Annotated in this window: 15 protein-coding genes; 9 read left to right on the forward strand and 6 right to left on the reverse strand. The window is 59.3% G+C overall.

The features are described 5' to 3' along the window. Positions 1–211: 211 nt before the first annotated feature. On the forward strand, positions 212–1246 hold the full coding sequence (locus G5137_RS03125; RefSeq protein WP_421206506.1) for a sterol desaturase family protein: 1035 nt from the start codon (positions 212–214) through the stop codon (positions 1244–1246). 124 nt (positions 1247–1370) lie between these two features. Here the strand turns inward: G5137_RS03125 and carB are convergent, their stop codons facing one another. The 3 genes from carB to dapB all read right to left on the reverse strand — a co-directional run bounded on the left by carB (position 1371) and on the right by dapB (position 7236). After that, positions 1371–4595 (reverse strand): carbamoyl-phosphate synthase large subunit, encoded by a 3225-nt coding sequence (gene carB, locus G5137_RS03130; protein WP_421254905.1) that lies wholly within the window; start codon positions 4593–4595, stop codon positions 1371–1373. Between the two features lie 20 nt (positions 4596–4615). Next, entirely contained in the window at positions 4616–5752 is a 1137-nt protein-coding gene (carA, locus tag G5137_RS03135; protein ID WP_368157317.1) for a glutamine-hydrolyzing carbamoyl-phosphate synthase small subunit, read from the reverse strand. 671 nt (positions 5753–6423) lie between these two features. Continuing rightward, positions 6424–7236: a 4-hydroxy-tetrahydrodipicolinate reductase gene (dapB, locus tag G5137_RS03140; protein WP_005347132.1), complete on the reverse strand. Its 813-nt coding sequence runs from the start codon at positions 7234–7236 to the stop codon at positions 6424–6426. 273 nt (positions 7237–7509) lie between these two features. Here dapB and G5137_RS03145 point away from each other — a divergent pair, with 273 nt between their 5' ends. The 6 genes from G5137_RS03145 (at position 7510) to serA (ending at position 13444) form a co-directional block, all read left to right on the forward strand. Next, positions 7510–7674, forward strand: a complete 165-nt coding sequence (locus tag G5137_RS03145; protein WP_421254906.1) for a hypothetical protein — start codon at positions 7510–7512, stop codon at positions 7672–7674. Positions 7675–7695: 21 nt separating this feature from the next. After that, positions 7696–8490: an alpha/beta hydrolase gene (locus G5137_RS03150; RefSeq protein ID WP_421254995.1), complete on the forward strand. Its 795-nt coding sequence runs from the start codon at positions 7696–7698 to the stop codon at positions 8488–8490. A gap of 438 nt (positions 8491–8928) precedes the next feature. Continuing rightward, positions 8929–10263, forward strand: a complete 1335-nt coding sequence (locus G5137_RS03155) for a Na+/H+ antiporter NhaC family protein (protein WP_421254907.1) — start codon at positions 8929–8931, stop codon at positions 10261–10263. Positions 10264–10475: 212 nt separating this feature from the next. Further along, entirely contained in the window at positions 10476–11072 is a 597-nt protein-coding gene (locus G5137_RS03160) for a 5-formyltetrahydrofolate cyclo-ligase (RefSeq protein ID WP_058059524.1), read from the forward strand. Between the two features lie 161 nt (positions 11073–11233). Next, positions 11234–11887 (forward strand): ribose-5-phosphate isomerase RpiA, encoded by a 654-nt coding sequence (gene rpiA, locus G5137_RS03165; RefSeq protein WP_042083875.1) that lies wholly within the window; start codon positions 11234–11236, stop codon positions 11885–11887. Positions 11888–12211: 324 nt separating this feature from the next. After that, positions 12212–13444 (forward strand): phosphoglycerate dehydrogenase, encoded by a 1233-nt coding sequence (gene serA / locus G5137_RS03170; protein ID WP_005337639.1) that lies wholly within the window; start codon positions 12212–12214, stop codon positions 13442–13444. Positions 13445–13525: 81 nt separating this feature from the next. On the opposite strand, the gene G5137_RS03175 is transcribed toward serA, so the two are convergent. Beyond that, entirely contained in the window at positions 13526–13906 is a 381-nt protein-coding gene (locus G5137_RS03175; protein WP_111899524.1) for a diacylglycerol kinase, read from the reverse strand. Positions 13907–14050: 144 nt separating this feature from the next. Here G5137_RS03175 and G5137_RS03180 point away from each other — a divergent pair, with 144 nt between their 5' ends. Both G5137_RS03180 and aac(6') read left to right on the forward strand, forming a co-directional pair. Beyond that, positions 14051–15115 (forward strand): 3-deoxy-7-phosphoheptulonate synthase, encoded by a 1065-nt coding sequence (locus G5137_RS03180; RefSeq protein ID WP_213386391.1) that lies wholly within the window; start codon positions 14051–14053, stop codon positions 15113–15115. A gap of 6 nt (positions 15116–15121) precedes the next feature. Then, entirely contained in the window at positions 15122–15580 is a 459-nt protein-coding gene (aac(6'), locus tag G5137_RS03185) for an aminoglycoside 6'-N-acetyltransferase (protein ID WP_421254908.1), read from the forward strand. Between the two features lie 22 nt (positions 15581–15602). Here the strand turns inward: aac(6') and G5137_RS03190 are convergent, their stop codons facing one another. Together G5137_RS03190 and btuC are read right to left on the reverse strand one after the other, a co-directional pair. Next, complete coding sequence (locus tag G5137_RS03190; RefSeq protein ID WP_227342378.1) at positions 15603–16400, reverse strand: ATP-binding cassette domain-containing protein; 798 nt, start codon at positions 16398–16400, stop codon at positions 15603–15605. 53 nt (positions 16401–16453) lie between these two features. Continuing rightward, a complete protein-coding gene (gene btuC / locus G5137_RS03195) occupies positions 16454–17461 on the reverse strand; it encodes a vitamin B12 ABC transporter permease BtuC (RefSeq protein ID WP_227342376.1) in 1008 nt (335 codons plus the stop codon). Between the last annotated feature and the right edge of the window lie 88 nt (positions 17462–17549).

Genomic DNA, 17549 nt, shown 5'->3' on the forward strand with positions numbered 1-17549 from the left:
CGCACACATGATGGCTCATTGTAGAGAATTGATCCACAAGGCTAAAGTCCCATCACCTCGCCCCTCTTCCTGACCAGACAGGGGTTGCCGCAACAGGAGCGCCCCCAGATATGACCAGATAACAGGTATGACCCGACAACAGACATGGGCTTTTATCGAGAGTTGTTTACATTTAGAATGCCGCCGCCAGGATGCTCACGGTATGGACCCTATGGATACGCTCGCCCATCTCTTTGCTTACGTGCAGCAGTGGCTGCTCACTCCGATCTGGCACTGCCTGACCGGACTGTTTGACTTCAACGGGCGGCTGGGCCTCCCCTTTCTGCTGATATCCGGCCTCATTGCCTACCTCCTCTACCGTGTGCGCCGGCACCAGCAAGGCCCCGCAGCGGGCAGTTTCGCCGGTTTTCTCGGCGGCCGTGCCATCTGGCTGCATCCCTCCGCCCTGCTCGATTATCAGTATTATCTGGTGCGTGCCCTGCTCCATGTGGCCCTGATCGTGCCGCTCCTGACCCTGCTCAACCCCTGGCTTTTGCAGGCAACGGATATTACCTCCGCGCTCACCCGTCTGTGGGGGGAGCGTCCCCGTCTGGCCGAGGCTAGCTGGCTGATGATGCTTTACGGTCTCGGGGTATTTCTGGTCAGCGATTTCGTCCACTACTGGCTGCACCGTCTCTTTCACAGCCGCTGGCTGTGGGAGTTTCACAAGGTGCACCACAGCGCCACCGTGCTGGTACCGCCGACCGCCAGCCGCATTCATCTGGTGGAGAAGCTCGCTGAAATCCTGCTCAAGGGGAGCGCTCTCTCCCTCTACTCCGGTGCCTTCTACTGGCTGTGCGGAGGAACCGTGCGCCCCTACACACTGTTTGGGGTGGGCTATCTGGTGCTGATCTTCAACTCGCTGGCCGCCAATTTGCGCCATAGCCATATCTGGCTGTCGTTTGGCCCGCGGCTGGAGCATATCTTCAACAGCCCGGCCCAGCATCAGATCCACCACAGCCGGGATCCCCGCCACTTCAACCACAACTTCGGGATCAACCTGTCGCTGTGGGATTGGTGGTTCGGCACTCTTTACGTCACCAACCACCAGCCAGAGCCCCTCACCTTCGGGGTCGGCCCGAAAGACAATGTGCGCTACAGCCGCCTGAGCGCGCTGATCCTGCGCCCCTTTCTGGTCACGGCCCGCAAGCTGTGGCATGCCCTGCCCCGTCCACGCAGTCGCAAGCCGCAGCCTGATTTACGGTAGTTACGCTCTTCGCCCCATAAGTCCAGTCCTCGCAGCACCCACCCCGTCGTCATAAAAAAGCCCCCGCCATTACTGGCGGGGGCTTGTCATCTATGCGGAGCGAGCATGGCTCGCGCGCAGAGCGTTAGCGGTTGTTCACCCGCTCGTGCAACTCCTGCACCGAGTTGACGCTGGCAGTGGCATCCACACTGATGGCCATGCAGGTCGCGAATGCCTCGTTCATGGTGGTGGTATACGCCACCTTGTTCTGCAGGGCCGCGCGGCGCAGCTGCTTGGAGTCCTCGATGGCCACCCGCCCTTCGGCGGTGTTGACGATGTAGGTGTACTCGCCATTCTTGATGCGGTCGAGAATGTGCGGGCGACCTTCGTGCACCTTGTTGACCAGACGCGGGTTGATGCTCGCCTCGCCCAGCGCGACAGCGGTGCCGTGGGTGGCGTCGAGCTCGTAACCCAGCTCCAGCAGCTTGGCGGCCAAATCGACCACCTGTGCCTTGTCGCTGTGACGCACTGACAAGAGAGCACGGCCCTCTTTCGGTACGGCGTGGTTGGCACCCAGCTGCGCCTTGGCATAAGCCTCGGCAAAGCTGCTGCCCACCCCCATCACCTCACCGGTGGAGCGCATCTCCGGCCCCAGCAGCGGGTCAACCCCCGGGAACTTGGCGAACGGCAGTACCACCTCTTTCACCGAGTAGTAGGGCGGGATGATCTCTTTGGTAAAGCCCTGCTCTTTCAGGCTCTGACCGGCCATCACGCGGGCGGCAATCTTGGCCAGCGGCGCACCGGTCGCCTTGGAGACGAACGGCACGGTACGGGCGGCACGCGGGTTCACCTCGATGAGGTAGATGTCATTGCCCTTGACCGCGAACTGCACGTTCATCAGGCCGATAACACCGAGCTCCAGCGCCAGCTTGCGCACCTGCTCGCGGATCTCGTCCTGAATCTTCTTGGACAGGGTGTAGGGCGGCAGGGAGCAACCGGAGTCACCGGAGTGGATACCGGCCTGCTCGATGTGCTCCATGATGCCGCCGATAACCACATCGGTACCGTCGCAAATGGCATCCACGTCCAGCTCGGTGGCATCGTCCAGGAAGCGGTCCAGCAGTACCGGCGATTCGTTGGAGACGCTCACCGCCTCGGCGAAGTAGCGACGCAGGTCGGTCTCGTCGTAGACGATCTCCATGGCGCGGCCACCCAGCACGTAGGAGGGGCGAACCACCAGCGGGTAGGTGATGCGCTCGGCCACCACAACCGCCTGCTCCAGCGCGGTGACGGTGCCGTTTTCCGGCTGCTTGAGACCGAGGCGCTCGACGGCAGACTGGAAGCGCTCGCGGTCTTCGGCGCGGTCGATGGCATCCGGGCTGGTACCGATAATCGGCACGCCGTTGGCTTCCAGTGCTCGGGCCAGTTTCAGCGGCGTCTGACCACCGTACTGGACGATGACGCCCTTGGGTTTTTCGATGCGTACGATTTCCAGCACATCTTCCAGTGTGACCGGCTCGAAGTAGAGGCGATCCGAGGTGTCGTAATCGGTGGAGACGGTCTCCGGGTTACAGTTGACCATGATGGTCTCGTAACCATCTTCGCGCAGGGCCAGCGCCGCGTGCACGCAGCAGTAGTCGAACTCGATACCCTGACCGATACGGTTCGGGCCGCCGCCGATGATCATGATCTTGTCGCGGTTGCTCGGAGCCGCTTCGCACTCCTCGTCATAGCTGGAGTACATGTAAGCGGTGTTGGTGGCGAACTCGGCGGCGCAGGTATCTACCCGCTTGTAGACCGGGAAGATGTTGTGGCGGGCGCGCAGTTTGCGCACTTCCCCTTCGGCCACACCGAGGATCTTGGCCAGACGGGCATCGGCAAAGCCTTTGCGCTTGAGGGCGCGCAGGAAGTCGGCATCCAGACCGGCCATGCCGCGCTCTTTCACCTCTTCTTCCAGCTTCACCAGATCTTCAATCTGTACCAGGAACCAGGGGTCAATCTTGGTCAGCTTGAAGATGCCATCCATGGAGAGACCGGCGCGGAATGCATCGGCGATATAGAAGATACGGTCGCTACCTGCATCCTGAAGCTCGTGACGGATGCGGGTCAGGGAGTCCGGGGCATTGAGGTCAACCATGGGGTCGAAGCCGGTTTTGCCGGTTTCGAGGCTGCGCAGCGCCTTGTGCAGAGACTCCTGGAAGTTGCGGCCGATGGCCATCACTTCACCGACCGACTTCATCTGGGTCGTCAGACGGTCGTTGGCACCGGCGAATTTTTCGAAGTTGAAGCGCGGCACCTTGGTGACCACGTAGTCGATGGCCGGCTCGAAGGAGGCCGGAGTGCGACCGCCGGTGATGTCGTTCATCAGCTCGTCGAGGGTGTAACCGATGGCGAGCTTGGCAGCGATCTTGGCAATGGGGAAACCGGTCGCCTTGGAGGCCAGCGCGGAGGAGCGCGACACCCGCGGGTTCATCTCGATGATGACCATGCGGCCATCTTTCGGGTTGATACCGAACTGGACGTTGGAGCCGCCGGTCTCGACACCGATCTCGCGCAGTACCGCCATGGAGGCGTTGCGCATCAGCTGGTACTCCTTGTCGGTCAGCGTCTGGGCTGGCGCGACCGTGATGGAGTCACCGGTGTGGATACCCATGGGGTCGAAGTTTTCGATAGCGCAGACGATGATGCAGTTGTCGTTGCGATCCCGCACCACCTCCATCTCGTACTCTTTCCAGCCGATCAGCGACTCGTCGATGAGCAGCTCTTTGGTCGGTGAGAGATCCAGACCGCGCTCGCAGATCTCGACGAACTCTTCGGTGTTGTAGGCGATGCCGCCACCCGAGCCGCCCATGGTAAAGGAGGGACGGATGATGCAGGGGAAGCCGACCATCTGCTGCACGCCCCACGCCTCTTCCATGTTGTGGGCGATGCCGGCACGCGGGCACTCGAGGCCAATGCTGCGCATCGCCTTGTCAAAACGGGAGCGGTCTTCGGCCTTGTCGATGGCGTCGGCGGTGGCACCGATCATCTCGACACCGAACTCGGCCAGCACGCCATGCTTCTCCAGCGCCAGTGCGCAGTTAAGCGCAGTCTGGCCGCCCATGGTGGGCAGGATGGCGTCCGGGCGCTCTTTCTTGATGATTTCGCGCACTACTTCCCAGGTGATGGGCTCGATGTAGGTGGCGTCTGCCATCTCCGGGTCGGTCATGATGGTGGCCGGGTTGGAGTTGACCAGAATGACGCGGTAGCCCTCCTCGCGCAGGGCTTTGCACGCCTGGGCGCCGGAGTAGTCAAATTCGCAGGCTTGGCCGATGACGATGGGGCCGGCGCCGAGGATCAGGATGCTCTGAAGGTCATTACGTTTTGGCATGAAACTCTTTCCTCTATTTCTTAGGCGCGATACTGCTTAATCAATTCAATAAAGTGGTCAAAAAGACCGGCACAATCGTGCGGGCCCGGGCTCGCTTCGGGGTGTCCCTGGAAGCTGAAGGCCGGACGGTCGGTGCGATGGATACCTTGCAGGGAACCATCGAACAGGGAGACGTGGGTGGCGCGCAGGCAATCCGGCAGGCTGTTCTCGTCTACCGCAAAGCCGTGGTTCTGAGCGGTGATCATGACGGTGTTGTCATCGAGGCTCTTCACCGGATGGTTGGCGCCGTGGTGGCCAAACTTCATCTTGACGGTCTTGGCACCGGAGGCCAGACCCAGCAGCTGGTGGCCCAGACAGATGCCGAACACCGGCGTGTTGGTATTGAGGAAAGCCTTGATGGCCTCGATGGCGTAGTCGCACGGCTCGGGGTCGCCGGGGCCGTTGGAGAGGAAGATGCCATCCGGGTTCATCGCCAGTACCTCGGCGGCCGGGGTCTTGGCCGGTACAACAGTCAGGCGGCAGCCGCGGTCAACCAGCATCCGCAGGATGTTGCGCTTGACGCCAAAGTCATAGGCCACTACGTGATATTTCAGCTGGTCGGAATCCGGGGTGACGTGCCCCTTGCCAAGCTGCCAGCTCCCGGTCGTCCAGTTGTACGCCTCACCAACCGTCACCTCTTTGGCCAAGTCCATTCCCTTCAGACCGGGGAAGGCGCGGGCCTGTTCGAGAGCATAGGCTTCATCGACCTGTTTCCCGGCCAGAATGCAGCCAGCCTGAGCGCCTTTCTCGCGCAGGATGCGGGTCAGTTTACGGGTGTCGATGTCGGCGATGCCAACGATGTTGTGAGACTTAAGGTATTCGGAGAGGGATTGCTGATTGCGGAAATTGGAGGCAAGTATCGGAAGGTCCCGGATGATCAATCCCTGAGCATGGATCTGACTGGACTCTTCATCTTCGCTGTTGGTGCCGGTGTTGCCTATATGGGGGTAAGTGAGGGTGACTATCTGACGGGAATAAGAGGGATCGGTGAGGATTTCCTGATAGCCCGTCATCGACGTATTGAAAACCACTTCACCAACGGAACATCCCTCGGCGCCTATCGACACGCCTTTGAATACAGTTCCATCTTCCAGCACTAGCAATGCAGTGTGATTCAAGACAACCTCCAGTTATTTAGCTTTAAATTCAGCAATTTACCTGGGTGTTGCGGGCTCGGTTCCGGTCTTGGACAGGACTCGAACCCGGCAGATTTCTGGCAAATTGGGCGCATTCTACTTAAAAAAAGTGGCATTTCAACGTCTTTTCTCAGATGAAATGCATCTAAATTCAATAAAAAAGCAACATTACCCATTATCTATGCACTCAACCGCTTTGCAACCCCCTCCCACGAAAGAAAATGAAAAACCACCACCAAAAGATGCCACCAAGCCAGCAATAGCGACAAAAACAAACAAAAAAACTAATTAAAACAATGGCATTTATTTTTACACGAAAAACATTAATCACAAATTTAACGCTTTTATGATGACAAGAGTGAACATGAAAAATGGAAAACGTTTTTCTTCGTTTGAATTTTTAGTCTTTTCTTGTTGGTGTAAAAAAATGGCTTAATCAGCCATAAAGATGCTCAAATCTGTTACCTGGTGATGACATTCAGGAAGGGAAAATCTGGTGGATAACGCAATAGTGTGATTTATAAGGCATTCAGATAAAAAATTGCCGATAGCGCGTCTTTTTACACAAACTCTGGCTGACTGACAGCAAAAACCCCGGCAAGCCGGGGTTTTTCACTGGGGTAGCAGTAGTACGAAAGTGCCGCTCAGAGGCATCACTTGAGATTGAGCACATCCTGCATGTCATAAAGACCGGCCCCCTGCTGACCAAGCCACTTGCCCGCCCGCACAGCACCGTTGGCGAAGGTCAGGCGGCTGGAGGCCTTGTGGCTGATCTCCACCCGCTCGCCGATATCGGCAAACATGACGGTATGCTCCCCCACCAGATCGCCGGCACGAATGGTGGCAAAGCCGATAGTGTTGCGATCCCGCTCGCCAGTGATCCCCTCGCGGCCATAGACGGCGCACTCTTTCAGATCCCGGCCCAGCGTTTTGGCGACCACTTCCCCCATGGAGAGCGCAGTACCGGATGGCGCATCCACCTTGTGGCGATGGTGGCCTTCGATGATCTCGATGTCGGTGTAATCCCCCATCACCTTGGCGGCCTGCTCCAGCAGTTTGAACACCAGGTTGACCCCGACCGAGTAGTTGGAGGCGAACACGATACCAATCTGCTTGCCAGCCTCTTTCAGAGCAGCCTTGCCTGCATCGTCAAAACCGGTGGTGCCGATCACCATCTGCTTGTGGTGGGCCAGCGCAAAAGCCAGATTGGCCAGGGTCACCTCGGGGCGGGTGAAGTCGATGATAAGATCAAACTCATCGCGCACCTTGTCCAGACTATCGCTGATGGCCACACCCAGATGGCCCAGCCCATTGAGCTCACCGGCATCAAGGCCGATCACCGCCGAACCCGGCCGCTCCAGCGCGGCACCGACCACTACGCCATCGGTGTTGGTGATGGCCTCCAGCAGCACCTTGCCCATACGACCATTACAGCCCATCACGGCCACACGGATCGGATTGTCCATCTCCACCCTCTCATCTCTTTTAATTATGGAAAGAGACCGTTTTACCAGCCCGCGCCGGGTTTGAAAAGCCATGATGCCACCACTCCTTGCTGCACTCGCCAACGGCAGCGCCCACTGGCTGGCCAAGAACTTCCTTTTGGTCACAGGCCGCTTTTCATCGTCTCACTCCATCATTTGGCAGACCGGGTGCCATCTGATAGGTTCGAACGAGTGAAATGCCAGCATAAGCAAAATCAGGGCAACGCCCGTGTCGATATCAAATGAGGTGCAAAGATGAGCGCAGGATTGCTGTTTGCTGTGGGGTTGATATCACTGACCCTGGTCATGCTGGCCGCGGCTCTGCTGTTTGGCGGGCCGAGTCCGGCACCGGCGATGGCCAGCATCAACGACCCTTTCAAGGGGAGTGGCTGGAGCAACATGCCACCTCTCTCAAGATAACCGGCGCGTGACGGCACGCAGCTGGCCTATCGGCACTATGGCGCAGAGGGCAATACGAAGAACAACAAGGTCAAGGGCAGCGTGGTACTGGTTCACGGCTCTTCTGCCAGCAGTCAGAGCATGCACAAGATGGCGAGCGCCTTTTCGCAAGCGGTATACGACGCCTACGCCCTCGATATTCGCGGCCATGGCGCATCGGGCGACAAAGGCACCATTGCCTACATCGGTCAGCTTGAAGACGATCTGGAAGATTTCATCAAGTCGGTGGCCCCCGGCAAGCCTGCAACACTCGTCGGCTTCTCGTCAGGGGGTGGCTTTGTCCTGCGTGTTGCTGGCAGTGCGCGACAAACCCTGTTCGAGAGCTATCTGCTGCTCTCCCCCTATCTCGGCCCCACAGCCGCCAACTACCGGCCCAACAGCGGTGTCTGGGTGCGTGTCGGCTTGCCTCGCATCATCGCCCTGAGCATCCTCAACGGTTTCCATATTTCCGCACTCAACCATCTGACAGTGCTGAACTTTGCCCTTAATGATGAGGCGAAATCCCTGCTGACCCCCTCCTACTCCTTCAACCTTGCCTCTAACTTTCAGCCAGAGCGCGACTATCAGCAGAATTTGCGCAATGTGCAACGCCCCTGCGCCGTGATCGCGGGTGCAAATGACGAAGCCTTTCAAACAGATCAACTTGAACCTGAGTTAAGACGTCTCGGCATCTCCTGGCCTGTCACCCTGCTGCTCGGAATTGGCCACATTCCGCTGACGCTGGAACAGGATGCTCTCGCGACAGCCGTTCAGGCGGTGGAGACACTGGCACAGTAACCACACAGCCCAGGTCTTGTGTCCACGCGTTCTGGAAATATCCGTACCATGCTCACGTAGAGATAGAGAGAGGTGCGGCTGACGTTTGGCTTCGGGAGAAATCCCCAAGATGGCATGCAGAGATCTTATCGTTTACCTCTTTCCTTATTAAAGGCACGCGATACCCCCAGATACCCGCGGACTGCGTCAGAACAGCAATGAACAATAATCAACACTAACTTCTTTTTCCGAATATTCTTTGGATATCTCAACAACACCAGAATCATCAAACAAAAACACCTATCCATCTGGACGTCTATCTTGACCAAGCGAGGTTGACTCACTACTGTGGGCACCCCAATGCGGCAGGATGCCCGCCCTGTTTTCCCCCTATCCCTATCCGATACAGGTACAAAGCAGTTTATGACAGGAGGTCATTGTTCAATTTCAGAGGAACACATGATCCAGACTCAACCCAGTGCCAGGGCCTTGCTGCCACTTCTGGTTTTTCTCGCACTCTTTATCGGTACCGGTACCTGGCTGACCCTGCAGGGGGTCGAGTTCGCCTTCTATCAACTGCCCGCTCCGGTTGCAGCCTTGCCTGCGGTGATGCTCGCCCTGCTGCTTGGCAAAGAGAGCTTCAACAGCAATCTGGAGACCTTCTTCAAGGGGGTTGGCCACAGCAATATCATGGCGATGTGCCTTATCTATCTGCTGGCGGGCGCCTTTGCCAGCGTGGCCAAGGCCACCGGCGGCGTTGATGCCACCGTGGCGCTGGGTCTCTCCCTCATCCCCGGCTGGGCGCTGTTGCCCGGGCTGTTCCTCATCTCTGCCTTTATTGCTACCGCTATGGGCACCTCCATGGGCACCATAGGTGCCGTGGCGCCGGTCGCGCTGGGCGTGGCGCAGGCGGCCGGTATCGATCCGGTACTGATGGCAGGTACCATTCTCTCCGGCGCCATGTTTGGCGATAACCTCTCCATCATCTCCGACACCACCATAGCAGCAACCCGCAGTCAGGGGTGCGAGATGAAGGACAAGTTCCGCGAGAACTTCAAGATTGCGGCCCCTGCTGCCATCGCGGTGATCCTGCTCTATCTGACCCTGGGCTCAGTGGGTGAATCCCCTGCCAACGGCAGTGCCATCGAGCTGTTCAAGGTGATGCCCTACCTGCTCATTCTTGGGCTGGCGCTCGCCGGAGTGAATGTGTTTGTGGTGCTGGGGATCGGTATTCTGGCCGCCGGAGCGGTGGGCATGATCAACGGCTACGCCATCGGTCAGTTCAGCAAGGATATCTATCAGGGCTTTACCGGCATGCAGGAGATCTTCCTGCTCTCCATGCTGATCGGCGGCCTCGGCGCCCTGATGGAGCGTCAGGGTGGACTGGCCTGGATCAGCGAGCGCATCAGCGCCCTGATTGCCCGTTTCACTCGCGAGCACAATGGTGAACAGAACGAGAAAGCCGCCGAGCTCGGCATCGCCGGGGTGGTGAGCCTCACCAACCTGTGCACCGCCAACAACACGGTGGCTATTATCGTCGCCAGCAAGGTAGCTCGGGATCTCGCCGAACACCACGGTGTCACCCCGCGCCGAGCCGCCTCCATGCTGGATATTTTCTCCTGCGTGGTACAGGGTCTGATCCCCTGGGGCGCACAGGCGCTGCTGCTGGGCTCCATCTTCGCCCTGTCACCGCTGGCGGTAGTGAGCATGAGTTTCTACCCGATGGCGCTCGCGGTAGCGGCACTCATTGCAGTGTTTGTGAAGCACCAGATGTGCGGCAAGGCTGAGAAGTAACTGACCAGAGGCTGACGCGCCGACATGCCATCAACACGGGCCACATCCTGGCCCTTGTTGGCTCACTAACGGATCCGCCAGCATTTATCCCACAGTTCCGGGCATCAGCCGTCCGAGGCGGGAGTTCCCCTGCCCCCCTTAACGTCAAGAGTGAATGTGCTAAGGTAGAGCGCGTTCAAGCCATCGATGCGCAGCTATACCAGAGGTTCCCCATGCATGAGTCCCAACCCGAACGTCAATCCCTGCGCCAACTGGTTCGTCAACGCCGCAAAAATCTGAGTCCGGCCGAGCAGCAATTGGCGGCCCAACAGCTGCTGGCCCAGTTCAAGCAACACCCCGAGATCCTCGCCGCCAAACGCATTGCCCTCTATCTGGCCAATGACGGGGAGATCAATCCATTGCCCACCATCCATTGGCTGTGGGCCCAGCACAAAGAGGTCTACCTGCCGGTGCTCCACCCCTTTACCCCGGGTCACCTGCTCTTTTTGCGCTATACCGCCACCAGCCCCATGGTACGCAACCGCTACGGCATCGAAGAGCCGGAGCTGGATATCCTGCAGGTGGTGCCCCACAGCACGCTCGATCTTATCTGCACCCCGCTGGTCGCCTTCGATGCCCAGGGCAATCGTCTTGGCATGGGGGGCGGCTACTACGATCGCACTCTCGCCATCTGGCATGAGCACAAGCTGGGCCCCAAGCCGCTCGGCATTGCCCACGACTGCCAGCAGGTGGATGCGGTCCCGCAAGAGGAGTGGGATGTGCCGCTGCCCCAGATCATCACCCCGAGCCACTGCTGGCGCTTTGAATAAGCTGTTTTTGGCCAGCAGCCCCGGCTTTGTGCGCGCAAACGCAGAATAAACAGGCAAACGATTTACAAAGTCCCTTTTTTTGCCCCGGAACGTGAGCAACAAGGTCGCGACGGGGTACCGGGTTGGATATAATGCGCCCGCTTTTTTCTTAAGGAACGATCATGACTCAAGATGAAATGAAGAAGGCGGCCGGTTGGGCTGCGCTCAAGTATGTGGTTCCCGGCACCATCGTCGGGGTGGGCACCGGCTCTACCGTCAACCACTTTATCGACGCGCTGGCGACCATGAAGGACGAGATCAAGGGGGCAGTATCCAGCTCCGTGGCCTCTACCGAACGCCTCAAGGGCTTCGGCATCACCGTGTATGATCTCAACGAGATCGACGCCCTCTCCGTCTACGTGGATGGCGCCGACGAGATCAACGCAACCCGCGACATGATCAAGGGCGGCGGCGCAGCCCTGACCCGCGAGAAGATCGTTGCCGCCGTCGCTGACAAGTTCATCTGCATCATCGACAACACCAAGACCGTCGACGTGCTGGGCAAGTTCCCGCTGCCGGTGGAAGTGATCCCGATGGCTCGCGAATACGTGGCCCGCGAAATTCGCAAACTGGGTGGCAACCCGGTGTGGCGTGAAGGGGTGGTCACCGACAACGGCAACCACATTCTGGATGTAAAAGGCATGGCCATTACCGATGCCAAGGCGTTGGAAGTACGACTGAACGCCATTGTTGGTGTGGTCACCAACGGCCTGTTCGCCGCCCGCGGCGCCGATGTGGTCCTGATCGGTACGCCGGACGGCGTGATTACCCAGTAATCCCGACACCGGTAGCACAGTGCAGCGGCATCCTCCCTCGCCCGCCAGCGCCACTCTGCCAGCCCTGACGCAACAGCGGCGTTGATTGAGCCCCGGGATGGGATATAACCCAAACATTGCACTGTGAATAAATGACGGCGCCTGATGGCGCCGTTTTTATTTATCCCTCAACAAGTTGCATACGGATGTTTACAACATTCGTTGATAACTTCAAAGAATTTGACTTTCGTCACAAATATTCCCTCTCCCAAACGTTTTTGCTACTTTACGGTTTTCTTCGCACACCAAATCTGCACTTACGTTTGCACATACAGAGGGATCGTCATGACTGCCAAGTTTTCGTTGGACAAGGATAAAATCAAGGTTCTGCTGCTTGAGGGGGTTCACCCCAACACCGTAGAGACCTTTCGTGCCGCAGGTTACACCAGTGTGGAGTATCTCAAGACCTCGCTCTCCGAAGAGGAGCTGATCGAGCAGATCCGCGACGTCCATTTCATCGGGCTGCGCTCCCGCACCCAGATCACCGAGAAAGTCCTCGACGCCGCCAACAAGCTGGTCGCCATCGGCTGCTTCTGCATCGGTACCAACCAGGTCGAGCTGGAAGCGGCCCAGATCCGCGGTATTCCGGTCTTCAACGCCCCCTTCTCCAACACCCGTTCGGTCGCCGAACTGGTGCTGGGCGAGATCCTGCTGCTTCTGCGCGGCATCCCCGAGAAGAACGCCAAGTGCCATCGCGGCGTGTGGGAAAAACTGGCCAATCGCTCGGTGGAAGCCCGCGGCAAGAAGCTCGGCATCATCGGCTACGGCCACATCGGTACCCAGCTTGGCATCATCGCCGAAAGCATCGGCATGAAGGTTTATTACTACGATATCGAGAACAAGCTCTCGCTGGGCAACGCCATCCAGGTGCCGAGCATGGTCGAGCTGCTCAATATGTCTGACGTCATCAGCCTGCACGTACCGGAGACCGCCTCCACCAAGAACATGATCGGTGCCGAGCAGCTGCGGATGATGAAACCGGGCGCCATCTTCATCAACGCAGCCCGCGGTACTGTGGTGGATATCGATGCGCTGGCTGACGTCATCAAGAGCGGCCATATTGCCGGCGCAGCCATCGACGTCTTCCCGGTCGAGCCCAAGTCCAATGACGAGGAGTTCCAAAGCCCGCTGCGTGGGCTGGAGAACGTGATTCTGACCCCGCACATCGGTGGCACCACCCATGAAGCGCAGGAGAACATCGGGCTGGAAGTGGCCAACAAGCTGGTCAAATACTCAGACAATGGCTCCACCCTCTCCGCCGTCAACTTCCCGGAAGTGTCGCTGCCGGGCCACAAGGGCTCCAGCCGCCTGCTGCACATTCACCGCAACCAGCCGGGCGTGATGAACCAGATCAACCAGATCTTCGCCGAAGAAGGGATCAACATCGCCGGTCAATACCTGCAGACCAGCAGCCATATCGGTTACGTGGTGATCGACGTGGAGACCGAGCACAGCGAGAAGGCGCTCGCCAAGCTCAAGGAGATCAACGGCACCATCCGTGCCCGCATCCTCCACTGATAGACCCTTATCTGCGCAGCAAAAAGCCCGTCGTGATGACGGGCTTTTGTATGAAGCAGAACCTCAAAGCAGCGTGATGGCTTACCACCACCCCAACAGATTGCGGCCCACCAACGCGCCCCATACCAGGGCGTTCAAGGCCAGCGCGATAAAGACGGCGGCAGAGCCCAAATCCTTGGCGCGACCGGAGAGCTCATGATGCTCGGAGCCAACCCTGTCTACCACAGCTTCAATGGCGGAGTTGAGGATCTCGACGATCACCACCAGCCAGCTGATGACGATAAGCAGCAGGATCTGGTTAAGGGAATCGCCAATCCAGAAGGCAAGTGGCATCAGCAACAGGATCAGCATCAGCTCCTGCCGAAAAGCCGCCTCGTTAATCCAGGCTGACTTGAGCCCCTTCATGCTGTAACCGGTTGCGTTGATGATGCGGGTGACCCCGGTTGCCCCTGGCTTTGCCACGCTATCTACCTCATTTGGAATCGATTTTGGCCTCACATCCTATCAGAGCCCCCCAAGGTTTCAATCAGGGGACTTTTGCTTTATTTTATCTCTTTGCTTTTTCGCCCCTTGCGGCTGACACCACCCACTCGAGACTTGAGTTGTATGTCCATTCACACAGATGAATTGCGCACCCGTCGCCTGGAGTCACTGATCACTCCGAGCGAGCTTGCCCACGCGTTTCCGATCACCGATACCATTGCCCAGAATCTGCTGGATGCCCGTCGCGAAGTGGAAGCCATTCTGGCCGGAGACGATCAGCGCCTGCTGGTCATTGTCGGCCCCTGCTCTATTCATGATCCCGCTGCTGCTCGCGAGTATGCCCAGCGCCTCAACGCCCTGCGCGAGCAGTATAAAGAGAGCCTCTGCATCGTGATGCGCACCTATTTCGAGAAGCCGCGCACCATCGTCGGCTGGAAAGGGCTGATCAATGACCCGCGCCTCGATGGCAGTTTCGATGTCAACGAAGGGCTGAAACTGGCGCGCAAACTGCTGGTCGATATCAACGAACTGGGCATGCCAACCGCCACCGAATTCCTCGATATGGTGACCGGCCAGTATATTGCCGACCTCATCACCTGGGGCGCCATCGGCGCACGTACCACCGAATCCCAGGTACACCGCGAGATGGCTTCGGCTCTCTCCTGCCCGGTTGGCTTCAAGAACGGCACCGACGGCAATACCCGCATCGCCATCGATGCGGTGCGCGCCGCCCGTCACAGCCACATCTTCTATTCGCCGGACAAAGACGGCAAGATGACCATCTACCGCACCGCCGGTAACCCCTTTGGTCATGTGATCCTGCGTGGCGGCCACCGCCCCAACTACGACACCGCCAGTGTCGATGAAGCCTGTGAAGCGCTGGCCGATGTGGGCCTGCCGGAGCGTCTGGTGGTCGATTTCAGCCACGGCAACAGCATGAAGGATCACCGCCGTCAGCTGCTTGTGGCGCAAGATATCTGCGATCAGCTGCGCCGCGGCCGTACCGGCATCGCCGGCATAATGGCCGAAAGTTTCCTGGTGGAAGGGCGTCAGGATGTAGAGAACGGCTGCGCCGCCACCTTCGGCCAGAGCATCACTGATGCCTGCCTGTCATGGAGCGACACCGAAACCCTGCTGGCGATGCTGGCAGAGGCAGCACTGGTACGCCTTGCCAAGCGGCAAGCCTGAGCCCCGATGACGAATATCGGCTGGCAGATAGTCCCCCTCGACGAGACGCTGCTGGCGCAGTGGGCAACCCTGCGCCAGCAGCTGTGGCCGCACCACGCACTTTCGGCCCACCTGCAGGAAGGGGTTGAGATGTTGGCCAATGCACATCTCAACGCCTTTCTGGCGCTGGATGAGCAGAGTCAGGCGGTAGGCTTTGCCGATGCAGCCCTGCGCCACGATTACGTGAATGGCTGCAACAGCAGCCCTGTGATGTATCTGGAAGGGGTCTATGTGCAACCGGCCTCGCGCCAGCGTGGGGTGGCCCAAGCCTTGATCGCTCGGGTGGCGCAGTGGGGCCGCGAGCTGGGTTGCCGGGAACTGGCCTCCGATGCCGCCATCGACAATCTTGCCTCGCAGCAGATGCACCAGCGACTCGGCTTTGCCGAAACGGAGCGAGTCGTATTCTTCAAAAAGGCCCTCGGCTGACGCCAAGGGCCTTTCTTGTTTCTCACAAACTGGGCATAAACCAGACCCGACCCGCCGCTTCGATGCGGTCGGTGCGGATCTGGAATACCTGCGCCAGCAGCGTCTCATCCACCAGCTCGACACCCCCTTCGCGCACCACCGCGCCCCCTTGCAGGCAGAGAATGCGGTCGGCCCAGTCGATGGCCAGATTGATATCGTGGATGGCGAGCACCACCAGCAAGCCCTGCCCGGCCAGGGTTTTCAGCAACCGCAATAGCGCCAGCTGGTGATGCAGGTCGAGCCCCGCCAGCGGCTCGTCCAGCAGCAGCACCTTGCCGGTCGGATTGAGGCTCGGCCACACCTGCAGCAGGGTGCGGGCAATCAGCACCCGCTGCTGCTCGCCCCCCGACAACCGGCTGAAGTCACGAGCCAGCAAAGCTTCCAGCTCCAATGCCTCGCACAATGCATTTATCGCCTCGTTCTGTCTGGCGGGTGCAACCATCTCATCGAGCCCCAGGCTCAACACCTGAAACACCGGAATATGAAACAGCTGGGGCTGACGCTGGGGCAGCATGGCGCGCCGTTTGGCAAGCTCGGGCCAAGTCATGTCAGTAAGCACTCCCCCCCCCAGCAACACTGTGCCATCGGCGGGTAAAATCCCCGCCAGCGCCCCGAGCAGGGTCGACTTGCCACTGCCATTGGGGCCAAGCAGCGCCACCAGCTGGCCGCCATGCCAGCGGATATCCAGGGGAGAGAGCCGTCCGGCAATGGCGAGTGCGCGCGCCTCCAGCAGCGGCGCAGTAGCACCAGAAGAAACCGGCATGTGATCAGCGGGCGACATCGGCATCTTGCCTCAACAACGGGTAAATAAGCTGAATGCGCGCCCCGACCAAATCATGCAGAACCATCAGCAGTTTGCCTCAATAGCAGATAGATAAAGAGCGGCGCCCCCACCGAGGCGGTGATGACCCCGATAGGCAACTCCCCCGCGCTCAGGGTGGATCGAGCAACCAGATCGGCTGCCAGCAGCAGGGCCCCGCCACCGAGCGCCGACGCAGGCAGCAGGAAACGCTGATCGCTACCGCCACAGAGCCGCAGCAGATGGGGCACCACCAGCCCGACAAAACCGATCACCCCGCACAGGGATACCGCCACCCCGGTCAGCAGACAGACCGCCAGCACCAGCCGTACTCGCATCCTGTCGACATCCATCCCCATCAGGCGGGCCTGGGTCTCCCCCAGCAGCAACTGTTGCAGCGCCTTGCCCTGCCAGCAGAGCCAGCCCAGGGTGAGCGGCAGCACCAGCCACCACCAGGCAAACTGCTGGCTGCCGTAAGAGAGGCTGCCCATCATCCAGAACATGAATTCACGCAAGGAGCCGTCGTCGGCAAAGTACATCAGCCAGGTCATGGCGGCATTGGTGAGAATACCGATAGCCACCCCAAACAGTAGCAAGCGGGCATGGCCGAGACGCGCCCGGCGAGCCAGCCGAATGAGCAGCATGGTCACCAGCAGGGCGCCACCGAAGGCCGCCAGTGACAGCCCCCAGCCGGGCAGATAGACACCGAGGGATTTGGCTACCGCCATCGCTACCATGGCAGCCAGTCCTGCCCCGCTTGAGACACCAAGCAGCCCGGGCTCCGCCACCGGGTTGTGCAGCATCACCTGCAGCACGGCACCGCCACAGGCAAGCGCTGCACCAGCCAAGAGGGCCAGCAAGGCGCGCGGCAGACGCAGCTCCAGCAGGATGCGCTGTTCGAGATCGCCAAGGGGCTGCCAGGGCAGCAGCACAAACTCGCCCCAGACGAGGGATAAGAGAAACAGCAGCAGGGTCAGCAGCGTCAGGCCACCGAGCCAGCGCCGCTGCCAGCGCTGCTGGCGGGCGATAAGGGAGAGGTACAAGGATGATCCCCAACAATAACAAGGCTACATCCCCAGCCCTGTCGCAGCGCCTGGGGGAAGCAGGAAAAGGGCATGATAACAGTGGCTT

Origin of the sequence: Aeromonas sp. 600282 (assembly GCF_049175755.1) — a bacterium.
GTDB lineage: Bacteria > Pseudomonadota > Gammaproteobacteria > Enterobacterales > Aeromonadaceae > Aeromonas > Aeromonas veronii_A.

What these genes read in the sequence shown, in the direction of transcription:
- rpiA (WP_042083875.1), top strand. Translation starts at nt 11,234, where the DNA reads ATGACTCAAGATGAAATGAAGAAGGCGGCCGGTTGGGCTGCGCTCAAG.
- G5137_RS03145 (WP_421254906.1), top strand. Translation starts at nt 7,510, where the DNA reads ATGAGCGCAGGATTGCTGTTTGCTGTGGGGTTGATATCACTGACCCTG.
- G5137_RS03190 (WP_227342378.1), bottom strand. Translation starts at nt 16,400, where the DNA reads ATGTCGCCCGCTGATCACATGCCGGTTTCTTCTGGTGCTACTGCGCCG.
- carB (WP_421254905.1), bottom strand. Translation starts at nt 4,595, where the DNA reads ATGCCAAAACGTAATGACCTTCAGAGCATCCTGATCCTCGGCGCCGGC.
- G5137_RS03155 (WP_421254907.1), top strand. Translation starts at nt 8,929, where the DNA reads ATGATCCAGACTCAACCCAGTGCCAGGGCCTTGCTGCCACTTCTGGTT.
- G5137_RS03180 (WP_213386391.1), top strand. Translation starts at nt 14,051, where the DNA reads ATGTCCATTCACACAGATGAATTGCGCACCCGTCGCCTGGAGTCACTG.
- serA (WP_005337639.1), top strand. Translation starts at nt 12,212, where the DNA reads ATGACTGCCAAGTTTTCGTTGGACAAGGATAAAATCAAGGTTCTGCTG.
- dapB (WP_005347132.1), bottom strand. Translation starts at nt 7,236, where the DNA reads ATGGACAATCCGATCCGTGTGGCCGTGATGGGCTGTAATGGTCGTATG.
- G5137_RS03160 (WP_058059524.1), top strand. Translation starts at nt 10,476, where the DNA reads ATGCATGAGTCCCAACCCGAACGTCAATCCCTGCGCCAACTGGTTCGT.
- G5137_RS03125 (WP_421206506.1), top strand. Translation starts at nt 212, where the DNA reads ATGGATACGCTCGCCCATCTCTTTGCTTACGTGCAGCAGTGGCTGCTC.